General features: G+C 61.5%; 12 protein-coding genes. 9 read left to right on the top strand and 3 right to left on the bottom strand.

Going from position 1 to position 14,496, the window contains the following annotated elements:
* Positions 1–194: 194 nt before the first annotated feature.
* The 4 genes from QZ329_RS02465 to QZ329_RS02450 are packed head-to-tail and all read left to right on the top strand — an operon-like array spanning position 195 to position 3,406.
* Positions 195–1,364, top strand: a complete 1,170-nt coding sequence (locus QZ329_RS02465) for a PatB family C-S lyase (protein WP_295747980.1) — start codon at positions 195–197, stop codon at positions 1,362–1,364.
* Positions 1,365–1,424: 60 nt separating this feature from the next.
* Complete coding sequence (locus QZ329_RS02460; RefSeq protein WP_295747978.1) at positions 1,425–2,684, top strand: dicarboxylate/amino acid:cation symporter; 1,260 nt, start codon at positions 1,425–1,427, stop codon at positions 2,682–2,684.
* 32 nt (positions 2,685–2,716) lie between these two features.
* Complete coding sequence (locus tag QZ329_RS02455) at positions 2,717–3,085, top strand: RidA family protein (RefSeq protein ID WP_295747977.1); 369 nt, start codon at positions 2,717–2,719, stop codon at positions 3,083–3,085.
* A 57-nt stretch (positions 3,086–3,142) separates the two neighbouring features.
* A complete protein-coding gene (locus tag QZ329_RS02450) occupies positions 3,143–3,406 on the top strand; it encodes a glutaredoxin (RefSeq protein WP_295747976.1) in 264 nt (87 codons plus the stop codon).
* A gap of 177 nt (positions 3,407–3,583) precedes the next feature.
* Here the strand turns inward: QZ329_RS02450 and QZ329_RS02445 are convergent, their stop codons facing one another.
* The 3 genes from QZ329_RS02445 to QZ329_RS02435 are packed head-to-tail and all read right to left on the bottom strand — an operon-like array spanning position 3,584 to position 6,652.
* Positions 3,584–4,387 carry a PHP domain-containing protein gene (locus tag QZ329_RS02445; protein ID WP_295747975.1) on the bottom strand — a complete coding sequence of 268 codons (804 nt, stop codon included), beginning with the start codon at positions 4,385–4,387 and terminating at the stop codon, positions 3,584–3,586.
* 51 nt (positions 4,388–4,438) lie between these two features.
* A complete protein-coding gene (locus QZ329_RS02440; protein ID WP_295747974.1) occupies positions 4,439–5,935 on the bottom strand; it encodes a helicase-related protein in 1,497 nt (498 codons plus the stop codon).
* Between the two features lie 36 nt (positions 5,936–5,971).
* Positions 5,972–6,652 (bottom strand): hypothetical protein, encoded by a 681-nt coding sequence (locus QZ329_RS02435; RefSeq protein WP_295747972.1) that lies wholly within the window; start codon positions 6,650–6,652, stop codon positions 5,972–5,974.
* 296 nt (positions 6,653–6,948) lie between these two features.
* Between QZ329_RS02435 and QZ329_RS02430 the strand changes: the two genes are divergently transcribed.
* From QZ329_RS02430 to QZ329_RS02410, 5 genes are all read left to right on the top strand, one after another.
* Positions 6,949–8,739 carry an ABC transporter substrate-binding protein gene (locus QZ329_RS02430; RefSeq protein ID WP_295747970.1) on the top strand — a complete coding sequence of 597 codons (1,791 nt, stop codon included), beginning with the start codon at positions 6,949–6,951 and terminating at the stop codon, positions 8,737–8,739.
* A 39-nt stretch (positions 8,740–8,778) separates the two neighbouring features.
* A complete protein-coding gene (locus QZ329_RS02425) occupies positions 8,779–11,436 on the top strand; it encodes a response regulator (RefSeq protein WP_295747968.1) in 2,658 nt (885 codons plus the stop codon).
* A 426-nt stretch (positions 11,437–11,862) separates the two neighbouring features.
* Positions 11,863–13,602: a FapA family protein gene (locus tag QZ329_RS02420; protein WP_295747966.1), complete on the top strand. Its 1,740-nt coding sequence runs from the start codon at positions 11,863–11,865 to the stop codon at positions 13,600–13,602.
* Positions 13,603–13,925: 323 nt separating this feature from the next.
* Positions 13,926–14,195, top strand: a complete 270-nt coding sequence (locus tag QZ329_RS02415; protein WP_295747964.1) for a helix-turn-helix transcriptional regulator — start codon at positions 13,926–13,928, stop codon at positions 14,193–14,195.
* Positions 14,167–14,394 carry a DUF6514 family protein gene (locus QZ329_RS02410; RefSeq protein WP_295747962.1) on the top strand — a complete coding sequence of 76 codons (228 nt, stop codon included), beginning with the start codon at positions 14,167–14,169 and terminating at the stop codon, positions 14,392–14,394. Before QZ329_RS02415 ends, QZ329_RS02410 begins: the two co-directional genes overlap by 29 nt.
* The last annotated feature ends 102 nt before the right edge of the window (positions 14,395–14,496 follow it).

Genomic DNA, 14,496 nt, shown 5'->3' with positions numbered 1-14,496 from the left:
ATTTCCTCCTGCGTGAACCCCCGGGATGGACCTTGGCAATTTGCTGAATCCGTCCTGGGGGTTTTGTGCGTCCCTCTAAATCCGCTGGAATTTTCCGGCAAACACGTTCGGCTCGTCTGATTTGGCACGATTATTGCTATAATAATTTGCCAAACGACGCGGACATACGATTCATACAGAAAGGAAGCGAGAGTATGCGATACGATTTTGACCAAGTGGTGGACCGGACCGGGAACCTCTCCGCCAAGTACGACGAGCGGGTCAAGAAGTTCGGCAGGGACGACGTGATTCCCCTGTGGATCGCGGACATGGACTTCAAGACCGCCCAGCCTGTCATCGATGCGCTGAAGCGGCGGGCGGAGGAGGGCATCTGGGGCTACACCGCCCGGCCGGACAGCTATTTCGAGGCCGTCCGGGACTGGCAGAGCCGCCGGAACGGCTGGACCCCGGACACGAGCCTCATGAGCTTCTGCCTGGGTGTGGTTCAGACCCTCTCCGCCATGGTGCAGCTCTACACGCCCCAGGGCGGCAGCGTCCTGATTCAGACCCCAGTCTACGGCGAGTTCTACGACATGACCGAGTTCGCCGGGCGGAGGGTCCTGGAGAACCAGATGCTGGAGCGGGACGGGGAATGGACGGTGGACTGGGAGGACTTCGAGGCGAAGCTCCGGGACGCGGACCTGTTCCTGCTGTGCAGCCCCCATAATCCCCTGGGCATGGTCTGGAAGGAGGAGGAGCTGCGCCGGATGATGGAGCTGTGCTTAAAGCACCGCGTCCTGGTGGTCAGCGACGAGATTCACTCCGACCTGATCTTCCACGGAAAGAAGCACATTCCCACCGCCTCCTTGTCCCCGGAGATCGCCGCCAACGTGGTCACCGGCATCTCCGCCACCAAGACCTTCAATCTGGCGGGCCTCCAGGCCAGCACGGTGGTGTTTCCCGACCGGCATATGAAGGAGACGTTTGACCGCTTCTGGATGAACATGGACATCCACCGGAACAACGCCTTCTCCGTTACCGCCGTGGAGACGGCCTTCCGGGAGGGGGAGGAGTGGCTGGACCAGCTGCTGCCCTATCTCTCAGACAACTTCGACCTCGTGGTGAACTACTGCCGGCGTCACATCCCCCGAGTCAAGACCCACGCCCCCGACGCCACCTATCTCATGTGGCTGGACTGCCGGGAGCTGGGCCTGAACAATCAGGAGCTTCACGACTTCATGATCGAAAGGGCCCGGCTGGGGCTGAACGACGGCTGCGCGTTTGGAAGGAGCCTGAACGGCTTCATGCGGCTCAACGCCGCCTGTCCCCGGAGCGTGCTGGAGCGGGCGCTCCACCAGCTGGAGGCCGCCGTCAACGGCCTGTAATCCCCCCGCTTCCCCCAGACGAAACAAGGCACAAAAGAAACGAGAAATGGAGATGTTATCATGGCTACGCAAACTGGAAAGCAGACTCTTTGGCAGCAGTATAAGACCCCCATCCTCCTTCTTGGCGGCATCGCCGCCGGTTCCCTGATCGGCGTGATCTCCCCCGGACTGGGCCAGACCTTGAAGCCTGTGGGCGACATTTTCCTGAACCTGCTCTTTACCATTGTGGTGCCGCTGGTCTTTGTGTCCATCACCTGCGCCGTGGGCAGCATGGCGAATATGAACCGCCTGGGGAAGATTCTGGGGGGCACCGTGGCCACCTTCCTGGGCACGGGAGCGGTGGCCGCCGCCTGTGTCCTTATCTGGGTGAACCTGTTCAGCCCCTCCGCCGGGACCAACATCCAGCTGGCCGCCGCCGAGGTGGGAGAGGCCCAGACCGCCGCCCAGATGATCGTGGGCTCCCTGACGGTCAGCGATTTCCCGGAGCTTTGGAGCAAGTCCCACATGCTGCCCCTTATCATCTTCGCCATCATCACCGGCTTCTGCGCGGCCTCCTGCGGCGGAGAGAGCAGCCCCGTTGGGAAACTGCTGATGAACCTCAATGACATCATCATGAAATTCGTGGGCGTCATCATGACCATCGCCCCCTTGGGACTGGGCGCGTATTTTGCCAACCTCATCGGCGAGTTCGGCCCCCAGCTCCTCAGCGATTACGGGCGGTCCATGGTGGTGTACTATCCCCTGTGCCTGCTGTACGTGGTAATTTTCTTCCCTCTGTACGCCCTGTTTGCCGGAGGGAAGGCCGGTCTCTCGCGTATGCTGAAATACATCTTCACCCCCGCCGTTACCGCCTTTGCCACCCAGAGCTCCGCCGCCACCCTGCCGGTAAATAAGAAGGCCTGCGACAACATCGGCGTGCCCAAGGACGTCAGCGACCTGGTACTGCCCATGGGCTGCACCATGCACATGGACGGTTCCGTCCTCAGCTCCATTGTGAAGATCGCCTTCCTGTTCGGCATTTTTAACATGCCGTTCACCGGAGCGGGCACCTATGCCATGGCCATTGCTGTGGCCATCCTCAGCGCCTTCGTCCTCTCCGGGGCTCCCGGCGGCGGTCTGGTGGGGGAGATACTGATCGTCAGCATGTTCGGTTTCCCCGCAGAGGCGTTCCCCCTCATCGCCACCCTGGGCTTCCTCTTCGATCCCGCCGCCACCTGCCTCAACGCCGCCGGGGATACCATCGCCTCCATGATCGTCACCCGGCTGGTGGAGGGCAAGGACTGGCTGGAGAAGAAGCTGACGGCCTGTGAGCGGACATAAAAACCATAAAACAATCGAAGGAGTTTGTCACCATGAACGTATTGGAAACCAAGAATGCCCCCGGCGCCATCGGCCCTTATTCTCAGGGCTATGAAGTAAACGGCCTGGTCTTCACCTCCGGCCAAATTCCTGTGGACCCCGCCACCGGCGAGGTTCCCGCCGGCATCGCCGCCCAGGCGGAGCAGAGCTGCAAAAACGTGGGCGCCATTCTGGAGAGCGCCGGCGCCGGCTTTGACAAGGTCTTCAAGACCACCTGCTTCCTGGCCGACATGGGGGACTTTGCCGCGTTCAACGAGGTCTACGCCAGATATTTCATCTCCAAGCCCGCCCGCTCCTGCGTGGCGGTGAAGGACCTGCCCAAGGGCGTCCTGTGTGAAATCGAGGCCATCGCGGTCAAGTAACCCGGCGCAGGCCGTCGTTCATGCAATAAAATAATCAAGTAAAAAGGAGACATTCCCATGAAAGTAACTGTGATTGGAAGCCACCTGTGCCCGGATACCCTGTACGCCCTGAACCGTCTCAGCGAGGCGAAAGCGGAGATCGACTTCAAAAACCTCTCCGCCAGCCTGCCGGACCTGAAGGTCTATCTGTCCCTGCGGCAGGACAGCCCCGCCTATGCCGATATCCGGGAGAACGGCGGCATTGGAATCCCCTGCCTTGTCCTGGAAGATGGGACCGCCACCCGGGATTTGGACGCGGTTCTGAAGCGCTTCGCCGGCTGAGGCGCGGAGAGAGACCGATCCAAGTTTATGCCCATTCCCCCGCGTCTCCCATTTCGGGCGGCAAAGCGGCGGTTTGCGCTTGCGGCGTGTTCCGTTCTGCGATATAAAGAGAAGGGAAGCCCTGGGGCCTTGCGCCCCAGGGCTTCCTGGCTTTTGAGGGGAGAGAAGCCGCTTTCCTCAAAGCAGCCAATCCAGCTCCAGAGGTACGGCGGCGAGGGAGACGTCCGGCTTCACCCGTTCCCCGTGGAAGTCGCTGCCTCCGGTGACGTGGAGATGGTACTTCTCCGCCAGGCGGAGGTAGAAGGCTTCCTGCTCCGGCGTGTACTTGGGATAATGGCACTCGATGGCGTCCAGGCCGCAGTCTGTCAGGGCGCGGACCAGCGCCTCCAGCGGTTCGTCCTCCAGGCCGGTCTGATAGGGGTGGGCCAGGGCGGCCTTTCCCCCGGCGCGTTTGACGGTCTCCACGCAGGTGCGGGCGTCCGCCTTAAAGCGCTTGACCTTTTGGCGGAACTCCGGCGTGGCCAGATAGCGGCTGAAAGCCTCCTGGTTGGAGGCGGCCCAGCCCCGGCGCACCAGGGCCTGGGCAAAGTGAGGACGGGCGATGATGTCCCCTCCGGCGATTTCCTCCACCTCCTCCAGGGTCAGGGGCAGGCCCTTTTCCCGCAGAAAGGCGAGGATGTGGTGCTTTCGCTGGTCCCGGCCCTGCTTCAGCCGGAGGCAAAGCGGCGCAAGCCCCGCAGGGTCGAAGCCATAGCCCAGAATGTGGAGTCCGCTGTACTCGGCGGCCCCCAGCTCGACGCCCCGGAGGACCCGGAGGCCCAGGGCCTCCCCGGCCCGGACGGCCTCCTCCAAGCCGCTTACGGTGTCGTGGTCCGTCAGGGCCCAGACCTCGGCGCCTCGGTTTTTGACCAGCCGCGCCAGTTCCGTTGGAGTATACTGCCCGTCGGAGGCGGTGCTGTGGGTGTGTAAGTCCGCGATCATGATTTTGTTCCTCTCTGACAAGTGGTGATTTCCGCCCGCCTGCGGCGGGGCTTAGCGCCGGCTCCGGCTCTTCCGGCTTTTTTGAAAGCAGGTGTCGCACAGCCTCCCCCGGTGGTACAGGGGCAGGGCCTTCCCGCAGAGGTCGCAGAAACGGATGTTGTTCCGCAGGCGGTGGAGCAGAATCTCGTTGATCTCTCCGGCCACCCGTTCCCGGCTGTCGTAGAGTCTGTCCTCGTCCACCGGGCAGCCGAAGGCCTTGGAAAAGGAGAAGTAGAGGTCCAGCTTCCGGTAGTACAGCTCCAGCTCTGGAAGGGTGGCCTCTCCCTCCGGGAGTCCGGGCTGTTCCACGGCCTCTCCCCGCTGCCAGCGGTGCAGGAACTGAAAAAACAGCTCCCGCAGGGCGTCCTCCGTCTCGTCGAAGGGGATGTTGGCGGCCCGGAGCTCCTGCTCCGGGGAGAGGAGGAAACCCATTTCCCGCATCTTGGAGATCATGGTGATATACCGGGTGATGTCCAGCTTGCGGTAGGGTTCCACCGTGGGCATCTGGTTCCACTGGGTAAGCACCTCCAGCAGGTCGAACTCCGTTTGAAGCACCAGGTCGGAAAAGCCGGCCACGGCGTACGAAAGGGGCGGGATAACCGCCTCCAGCCCCGCTCGGATGGTCTCCAGGTTCTGGACCGCTCCCACATAGCCTTTGTTGTACATGCCGAACCGGCCGGCCCGGCCGGCAATCTGGCGGATTTCCCCGGGCCGCAGTTCCCGGCGCTCCACGCCGTCGAACTTCTCCGTTTCCAGAAAGATAATCCGCCGGATGGGGAGGTTCAGGCCCATGCCGATGGCGTCGGTGGAGACGATATACTCCATCTCCCCGGCCAGGAAGCCCTCCATCTGTTTGCGCCGGGTGGAGTAGGGGAGGGCTCCGTAGATGATGGCCGGTTCCTTCCCGCTCTGGCGCAGGTCCTCCGCCACGCTGAGCACGCCCACCTTGGAGAAGGTGATGAGAGCGTCCCCCGGCTGGACGCGGTGGTAATCCACCGTCCGGGACATGCAGATCAGCGGCGTGGTCCGCTGATGGACCTCCACCTCCGCGCTGTCCCCGCAGCTTTCAATCAAACGCAGAAGCAGGTCCTTGGCCTCCGGAGCGGCGCAGAGGTGGACCTCCGGGGCCAGAACGCCCAGGATGGCCCGGGTCCAGGCGTAGCCCCGCTGCGGGTCGGCGATCATCTGGCACTCGTCAATCACCGCCACGTCATAGCGCCGCCTCAGCTCCAGCTTTTCCGCCGTGGCGGCTACGTGGGTGTCCTCCTCCCGCAGGTCCTCCTCCTCGCCGGTGGAGAGGCCGCAGTCCACCCCGGCGTTCAGAAGCGTCTCCTGGGCCTCCAGGGCCAGAAGGCGCAGCGGCGCCAGGTACACCCCCGTCTCCGCCCGCATCAGCCTTTGAAAGCCGGCGTAGGTCTTTCCGGTATTGGTGCCCCCCAAGTGAAGGACGAAATGGCGGCGCAGGCGGCGGGCCTCCGGGTATTCGTCCTTGGGGTTCAGGGCGATCAAAAGCGACAGGCTGGTGCGGATGGCCTGGGGAACGTACTAGACCGACCAGACGGCGCCCAGCCCCTCCCGCAGCAGCTGCTCTGCCGGGAAATCCTTCGCCCGCAGCAGCTTGCCAAGGTCCGCCTCCGGCTGGGCGGCGGTGAACTCTGCGGCGGTCTGCGCCGCCGCGGCACGCAGGACTTGGGGATACCGGGCAAAGACCTGCCCGGTCAGCGGATGCCGGGGATATTCGCCCATCCAGCCGGCGGTCTGGAGAAAGGTTTTCAGAATTTCCGGAAGGCGCTGGACGTCGCAGCGCTGCTCCAGAGCCAGAAACTCGCTCAGCCAGGCGGCGGCCTGCGTGGCGCGGAGCCCCCGCCCCCTTCCCCCGGCGGAGAGGCGGGAGAGAATGGCGCGGTGATACTGCCCGGCCAGAAGCCAGGGGAGGGTTTCGTCCTTCTCCGCGCCGTCCCATGCCTGCGCCAGAGCGGCGCGGGTCCGCCGCACTTCCGGTCCCGATGGCCTGGACGTGCCGGAGGGGGCGGCGGATTCCCGCCTGGAAAAGCCGGGACCGTTCTCCGCCGCGCGGACCTCCTCCTTGTCCCAGACCCGGATACTCTGCTCGCCGGAGAGGATATAGCGCGGCTTGGGAAGCAGCGCGCGAATCAGCTCGTTGGTCCACCCCCGCCGCTTCAGAACCGATGCAGTCCAATATTTTCCGCGGCCCCGTCCGGACATGGCGCTCCCTCCTCCCGCTTGGCGGCAAACTTTTTTTATCGCTATGGAATAGTATAGCCCACATCGAGGGAATCTTCAACGGCGGATTTTACCGGCTTCCCGCTTTTTCTTCGTCCGCGCGTCCGTGGGGACGCGGCCTTGACTTTTTCCGTGATGGTATGTAAAATTCTATCTGCGGCTTTTTGCGCGTTTTTGAACGGGTGCGGGAGTCCCCTTGCGCCTGCTTTCGAAAAAAGAGGCTGCCGGCCGCCCTGCGGCACAGAGCGCATCGGAACAAACAAGAGGAGGCCGTTCTTATGACCATGAAACCGGCCCGCCGCGTGTTGGCGCTGTTTTTTGCGGCGGCTCTGCTGCTGTCCGCCTGCGCCCCCCTGGCAGGGGGCCGCGCCTCCGGCGGGGAGGCCCTGACCTGGGAAACCTGGGGCAGCTACAGTCGGCATAAGGTGTTTTTGGACCTGCTGGCCCAGACCTGTCCGGATATCGAGCTGGAGTTCCGCTCCTACACGGGGGGCAACCGAACGGGCTACAGCTGGGCGCAGATGCGGGCCGGCGATATTCCCGATATTTTTATAACGTCTCAAATTTTGGATAAGGACCTGGCGAAAGAGCGCCTGGCGGACCTGTCCGGCTATGATTTTGTCAACCGGTTTTCCACAGCCATTTTGGACCGGGTGGCCATTGACGGCGGCGTCTACCTCCTGCCTGTGGACAGCGCGATGTACGGCATCTTTTACAACAAGACGCTGCTGGAGGAAAAGGGATGGAAGGTACCCACGAACTTTGAAGAGCTGGAAGCGCTCTGCGGGGAAATCGAGGCGGAGGGCCTGATCCCCGGCGTCATCGGCACGCAGCTTACCGGAGGCCCGTTTTCCAGCGTGTTCAACCTGGCCAAAACCAGCTGGCTGACGACCCCGGAAGGCGTGAAGTGGGAGCGGGAGTTCCTGGCCGGAACGGCCACGGCGAAAGGCGTCTGGGAGGACACCATGGACTATGTGCAGCGTTACATAGACATCGGGATGTTTCACGCCGACCCGGAGGACCGGAGCAGCCCCAGACTGATTCTGGATTATCTGGGAGGCCGGAGGGCGGTTTTCTGCACGGCGGTACAGACGGTCAACATCACCGCGTTCCCGGAGACCGGCGATCAGCTGGGACTCATGCCCTTTATCAGCGAGAACGGCAGCAAGAACCTCTACATGTACAACCCCACCTGTTACTTTGGAATCAGCAAACGGCTGACGGAGCCGGGCAACGAGAAGAAGCTGGAGAATGCCATCCGGATTTTGTCGCTGCTGTTTTCCCCGGAGGGGCAGGCCGCCTTCATCACCGAGGAAACGCCCTGCGTCATGAGCGTGCTTGACAGCGCGGTCATTCCGGAGGGGAATCTGATTCACGACGCCCAGCAGGCGCTGTGGGAGGGGCGGGCGTTTCCCATGACCTATGTCCGCTGGGAAAACGTGCTGTCCGAAATGGGGCAGGCCTATAAAGAGTGGTTCCGCGGGGAGAACGGCATGGACGGGCCCGGGTGCATCGCCCGCATGGACGCCCTTCAAAGGAACTATCTGGAGCATTCGGATCAGCTTTCTTTCTGCGAGAGTACGGAGGATTTCACCCTGGAGGAGACTGCGGAGCTGATCGGCAGGGCGTTGGGCTCCGCCGTGGGGGCCGGCGCGGCCATCATTCCTCTGGGAGAGTTCCATGAAGGAGGCGTGGAGCTTCCGTCCAGCGTGACGGGAAAACTCTACGCGGGGAAGATCAATGTGGAGATTGTCCGCTCCATTGTCCCCGCCTTTGACGGGGAGTACGCATTGCTGTCTATGACCGGTGCTCAGGCCGGGGAGCTGGCCGCGGCGGGCTTTGACGCGGAGGGGGACGGCCATCCCTTCCCCTATGTTCTGGTGACCCGGGACGGCGCTCCGCTGGAGGATGAAAAGACGTATCAGGTGGCCTTCCTGGCGCGGGGATACAGCGAGGAGGCGGGCCGGACTTATGGAGCGCAGGTGTGCGAGGGATCTCTGGCGGGATTTCTTCGGAGCTATCTGGAGCGGCGGGGGACCGTCTCTCCGGAGGAGCGCGCCTGGGAGTGAGGGAGAATTCGGGAGGCGGAAGAGAGGCATGGAAACAATATGAACGTTAAGAGCAGCCTGCGCCGCATGGCGCTTCCGGCGGCGCTGGCGGCGTGTCTGCTGCTGTTTTTGCCGGCGGGCGCTTCGTATTTCAAAGACTATCTGGAGACACGGATTTTTGAGGAGCGCACCACCCAGCTGAACGAGCTTACGTCCCAGATACGGGTGAACCTGGGAAGAGCGCTGGACTCACACTGGAACTATCTGGACGCCTCCGTCAATATATTGAAAATCCAGGGGTTTGAAACGGCGGAGGAGGTCAGCGGCTGCATCGGCGATCTGGAGCGGGTTCTGGAGATGGACAGCTTTGGCTCCAGGCTGGTGCTGCTGGACAGATGGGGAAGCTGCTACGACAGGGACGGACGGCGGGGCGTCTGGACGGATATTGACGAGATTTCCGGCGAGGAGGCGCGCTATACTTTTATTACGGACAGCTACCTGTATCAGGGCAGCTACTGGGCCTTCGTGCAGAAGCTGGAGGAGCCGTTTCAGGTGGGAGATGTCTGCTTTTCCTATGCCGTGCTGCTGAAGGATGTGTTTACGCTGCGCGAGTATTACGACAGCTCCGCCTACGGCAGCCGGAATGAAACGTACATCCTGAAGGGCAACGGAACCCGGATGTACGACGAAGTGTCCGGTGAGAAAGCCCTGCAGGCCTATAACGCCATCCAGGCGCTGGAGCAGATGGAGGGCCAGAGAATTCCCGACATCCGGGCCGCGCTGGCGGAGCGGTCCACCATCAGCGCAAATTTCCGGTATCATGACCGGGAGTACTATTACTGCCTGACGTCCCTGGCGGAGTACGACACGCTGCTGCTGTTTCTGATTCCGGCGGAGTTCGTCGCCTCCAGTACCGTGAACATGGTGGGGGCGGTGATCCGGATGCTGCTGATTTTGACAGTGGTGGTGGTGCTGCTGGTGGTTCTGGCGGCGGTGTCCCTCATGAGACAGCAGAGCAGCAACCGCCTCTTCCGGCAGGAGCAGGAGAATCTGCGCCGGCAGGAGGAGATGAACGCCCGGCTGGAGGAGTCCAACGCCATGCTGGCCCGGTCCAAGGAGACGGCGGAGCAGGCTTTCCGGATTGCGGAGGAGGCGAACCGGGCCAAGAGTTCCTTCCTCTCCAATATGAGCCATGATATCCGCACGCCTATGAATGCCATCGTGGGCTTCGCCGCCCTTTTGAACCGGGACGCGAAGAACCCGGAAAAGGTGCGGGAGTACACAAGGAAGATCACGGCCTCCAGCCAGCATCTGCTGGGCCTCATCAACGACATTTTGGACATCAGCAAGATCGAGGCCGGAAAGACGGTGCTGAATCTGTCGGAGGAGAGCATTGTGGACCTGATGGAGAACCTCGATTCCATCATCCGCCCGCAGATGAAGGAGAGGGGGCATACATTTGAGGTCTACAGCAGGGACATCCGGCACGAGCGGGTGGAGATGGATAAGCTCCGCCTGAACCAGATTCTGCTGAACCTGCTGTCCAACGCCGTGAAGTACACGCCGGAGGGCGGCCACGTGACGCTGACCGTGCGGGAGCTGCCGCAGAACGCCAAGCGCTTGGCGCATTTCCGCTTCGTTGTGGAGGACGACGGCTACGGCATGAGCCCGGAATACCTCCAAAAAATCTTCCAGGCCTTCACCCGGGAGGAGGACAGCGTTACCAACAAGATTCAGGGAACCGGCCTTGGCATGGCCATAACCAAAAACCTTCTGGACCTGATGGGCGGAAAAATCTCGGTGGAGAGCGAGAAGGGAAAGGGGTCCGTCTTTACGGTGGACCTGGAGCTCCGAATCAGCGAGCAGGCCATAGACCGGGACTTTTGGAAGAAGAACGGCATTGCCCGAATGCTGGCCGCGGACGATGAGGCGATGGTCTGTGAGAACATCCGGATGACCATGGAGGAAGCCGGAGTGGCGGTGGACTGCGCCCGGAACGGCCGCGAAGCCCTGGAGCGGGTGAGACAGTCCGAACGGGAAGGCCGCCTCTATGATCTCGTGCTTCTGGACTGGAAAATGCCGGAGATGGACGGCGTGGAAACCGCCAGGCGCATCCGGGAGGAGTTCCCGGCCCCGCTTCTGGTGCTGTCCAGCTATGACTGGCCGGAAATTGAGGAGGCGGCGCGGGCGGCGGGCGTGAACGCGTTCCTGCCGAAGCCCTTCTTCCTCACCAGCTTCCGCCAGAGGGTGGAGACCGCCCTGGGCGGCGCGCCGGAGGAGGCGGACGCCGGGGAGGGGGAAAGCGTCCTGCGGGGAATGCACATTCTTGTGGCGGAGGACAACGACATCAACGCGGAAATTCTGCGGGAGCTGCTGGACATGGCGGGCGCCTCCTGCGACGTCTGCGAGAATGGGAAGATGGCGGCGGAGACCTTTGAAAAATCCGCTCCGAGCCTTTACCAGCTGATTTTGATGGACGTGCAGATGCCGGTGATGAACGGCTATGAGGCCACCAGAGTGATCCGGGACCTGGGGCACCCCATGGCGCGGACGATTCCCATCATCGCCATGACGGCGAACGCCTTTGCGGAGGACGTCCGGGACGCCCTGGAGGCCGGCATGAACGCCCATGTGGCAAAGCCCATTGACATGGCGGTGCTGGAGCAGACCGTGAAGGCGGTAAACGAGGCGCGGAGCGATCCGGCTGGAAAGACCTGAAAAAGCCCGTGTCTGTCCGGCAGGGAGGAGACGGGCCGGACGCGGGCGGAAAGAGCGCTGGGAGAGGAACCCGGAAAGGGTTCCTCTCCCGTTTCACCGGCGGCAGACAGCTTTGAATGCCGCGCACGGATTTTGGGAACCGTCTGCGCGTATGAATTTTAATGCGAGAAACAGAGCGGAACGCAGGGCGAAAAAGAGAAATTCTTTTCAGATTGTGCAGTTGCATCTTGTCAATGAAGGTCTTGTCAGGTATAATAAAAGCGTCAAAATATAAAGCTCGGTTTGAAAAATGTCAGAACACGGCTTTCGGGCGCTTTTTGTAATCGGTCAGGGTTCCGGGGCGGAATCCTTCTGCCCGACAAAAACTTGTCCCATTCCGGTATCCCGCCTTTTCAAGCAGGGTTTCAAAAGTGAGGTGTTGCAAACATGTGGCTGAAGGACAAAGTGATGTCGGTTCTGTTTGGCGCGAAAGAGCAAGAGATGCCGGAAGAGCTGCCTGCCAAAGAGCAGACAAACACGGTGGAGGAGGTCCCGGAGGTTTCGGAGCCTGCTTCAAACGACCCCTCCCTGCTGGAGGTTCCTGCGGAGCATCCCCTCCGCCAGCTCTATGATCTCCGGCGGAAAGAAAAGGGGGGCCTGCCCCCGCCCCGGCTGTGTATGGACGAGGACGGCGTTCTGCCTCCGGAGATGATTGCGAAGGAGAAAAACCGGCTGCAATCGTCCTTGGGGAGCGTTTGCAGTTCCCGGCTGAAGGCCGCCAAGGGAAGAAGCAGAGGCAAGCACAGCAAGAAAAAGGAGGAGGCGGAGGACGAGCCGGTGGCGCTGGACGCGCGCCCTTGGCTTTTTCTATCCTCCGATAAGATTTACGCGTGGATGATTGTGCTCCCTCCCATCGGAGCGGGAGCGGAGCTGACGCGGGAGATGATCGATCTGAGCCTGTCGGAACACGGCATCTCCTACGGTGTGGACAGAAAGCTGCTGGACCGGGCGGTTCACGACCGGGACCGCTATTTTACCCTGTACCTGGCCGCGAAGGGGAAGCCCGCTTTCGACGGGCGGAACGGGAACATTGTGGACTATGTTCCCCGGGTAATCGAACGGGTGCTGGAGGTCGACGAATTCGGTCAGGTGGATTATACCGCCCTGAACCGCATCTGCAACGTCAAGGAGGGGCAGGAGATCTGCCGCCTGATCCGGCCCACCGAGGGGGAGCCGGGCCGGACCGTGCAGGACCAGGAGGTGCCCGCCAAGAGCGGAAAGTCCGTGCCCCTTCCCAAGGGCCGAAATACGGAGATCAGCGAGGATGGAGACGCGCTGATCGCCTCCATTGCCGGTCATGTGGAGTTTAGCGGCAACAGCTTCCAGGTGAAGCCGGTGCTGGATATTGACGGCAATGTGGACTTCTCCACCGGGAGCATTAAGTTCGTGGGCGATGTCAATATCAAGGGCGATGTGATCAGCGGCTTTTCCGTCAAGGCAATGGGGAACATCTATGTGGGCGGCGTGGTGGAAGCGGGCAGCACCGTGAAAGCCGGCGGCGACCTGACCGTTGTCAAGGGTATCCTGGGGGACGGGACCACGGTCATTCGGGCCTCGGGGTGCATCTTCTCCAAGTATATCGAGAACGCCACCATCTATGTCCGGGAAAATTTGCAGACGGACTGCATTGTCAACGGCAGCGTCTACTGCGACGGAGAGGTGGTGGTCCGCTCCGGGCGGGGCAGCATCATAGGCGGCCGGGTCTGGGCCGCCCGAAAGATCAGCGCCAGCGCCGTGGGCGCCAAGTCGGAGTGCAAGACCTCCGTTTCCCTGGGGGGGCTTCCCTGCACGAACTTTGAGCGGGACCTCGTCAAACAGGAGCTGAGAGAACTGGGCCAGGACCTGGAAAGGCTGGAGGCCCAGCTGGACAGCCCGACCAAGTCCAGTTTGATGGGCAAGGTCCGAATGAAGATTTCCGTAACCGAGCTCAAGCTAAAGCAGCTGGAGGAGGAACTGGCCGACAACAAGGCCGGACAGAAGGAGAAGGAAAAAGAGAGCGGACGGCTGGAGTGCGGCGTTGCGTACGCGGGAACGGAGATCATCTTCGGGAAGGAGATTCTCCGCCTGCGGCACGAGTCCCGGCAGTGTACCGCCAAGCTGGCCAGCGGAGAGATTCTGCTGATGTAACCGTGCCGCCGGGCGGCGCGGAAGGCGGCAGAACGGAAGTGCCGTCTCATAAAATGGGTCCCCCTCTTTTCGGTGAAGCGTTTGAAAAGAGGGGGCGTTTTTCTGCTCCGCAGCCGTTCCGTTTCTTGCTTCTTTCCCAGGGAGACACGGGAAAAAACGAAGAAATGTTACGAACGGACAACAAATCTGCGGGCTGTTTCGCCGCCTGCCCAACGGTTTTCATTTAAAATTCTACAAATTTTTCCAATCTGCATGCGGCGCGCATGGACGGGGCGCAAAGGCTGGCATAATCTTCCTTTATAGAAATCTATAAAGGAGAAATCATGATGTTCAAAAAACGCACGCCTAGTCAAACCCAGAAGGTGGCCTTTGGGCGGATGATCCGCGACGCACGGAATAGCCGTGGACTTACGCAGGAAAAGCTTGCCGAGCTCATGAACTGTTCTGTGCGTTGGATTATTCAGGTCGAGGGAGGGAAGAGCAGTTTAAACTGCCTGGATACCATCTGCCTGCTGGCCGTTTTGGAACTGTCTCCCGCAGAAGTGGCGGAGGAGGTGGGCATCCATGTTCCTGTATTTGCCAATCGAAAATGAGGGGCGCGCTTCCTGCGCCGGCGGGCGGCGGACCTTTGGACTCCGGGTTCTTTGGAGCGAAAAGGAGGAGGACCGGGAGCTGATGATCCTGCCGGACATATCCACGGATTTCGGCTTTACTCTGCGCCTGGCCAGCCTCTTGACGAAAAAGCAGCTGGATCCCCTCTGCCTGCCGGATATTTTGGAAACGCTGCTTTGAGCGCCGTCCCGCAGCCTCGCGTACCCGGCGGAGGAAGGCTTCCAGAGTCTTGACAGAGCGGAATTTTGTTTGGAAACCGGCGAATGCCCGGCGGCGAGACGT

Source organism: uncultured Oscillibacter sp., assembly GCF_910579365.1.
GTDB lineage: Bacteria > Bacillota > Clostridia > Oscillospirales > Oscillospiraceae > Oscillibacter.
Note: the sequence above shows the minus strand (reverse complement) of the source record. Positions and strands in the feature narration are given on the sequence as shown.

What these genes read in the sequence shown, in the direction of transcription:
- QZ329_RS02465 (WP_295747980.1), top strand. Translation starts at nt 195, where the DNA reads ATGCGATACGATTTTGACCAAGTGGTGGACCGGACCGGGAACCTCTCC.
- QZ329_RS02460 (WP_295747978.1), top strand. Translation starts at nt 1,425, where the DNA reads ATGGCTACGCAAACTGGAAAGCAGACTCTTTGGCAGCAGTATAAGACC.
- QZ329_RS02455 (WP_295747977.1), top strand. Translation starts at nt 2,717, where the DNA reads ATGAACGTATTGGAAACCAAGAATGCCCCCGGCGCCATCGGCCCTTAT.
- QZ329_RS02450 (WP_295747976.1), top strand. Translation starts at nt 3,143, where the DNA reads ATGAAAGTAACTGTGATTGGAAGCCACCTGTGCCCGGATACCCTGTAC.
- QZ329_RS02445 (WP_295747975.1), bottom strand. Translation starts at nt 4,387, where the DNA reads ATGATCGCGGACTTACACACCCACAGCACCGCCTCCGACGGGCAGTAT.
- QZ329_RS02435 (WP_295747972.1), bottom strand. Translation starts at nt 6,652, where the DNA reads ATGTCCGGACGGGGCCGCGGAAAATATTGGACTGCATCGGTTCTGAAG.
- QZ329_RS02430 (WP_295747970.1), top strand. Translation starts at nt 6,949, where the DNA reads ATGACCATGAAACCGGCCCGCCGCGTGTTGGCGCTGTTTTTTGCGGCG.
- QZ329_RS02425 (WP_295747968.1), top strand. Translation starts at nt 8,779, where the DNA reads ATGAACGTTAAGAGCAGCCTGCGCCGCATGGCGCTTCCGGCGGCGCTG.
- QZ329_RS02420 (WP_295747966.1), top strand. Translation starts at nt 11,863, where the DNA reads ATGTGGCTGAAGGACAAAGTGATGTCGGTTCTGTTTGGCGCGAAAGAG.
- QZ329_RS02415 (WP_295747964.1), top strand. Translation starts at nt 13,926, where the DNA reads ATGATGTTCAAAAAACGCACGCCTAGTCAAACCCAGAAGGTGGCCTTT.
- QZ329_RS02410 (WP_295747962.1), top strand. Translation starts at nt 14,167, where the DNA reads ATGTTCCTGTATTTGCCAATCGAAAATGAGGGGCGCGCTTCCTGCGCC.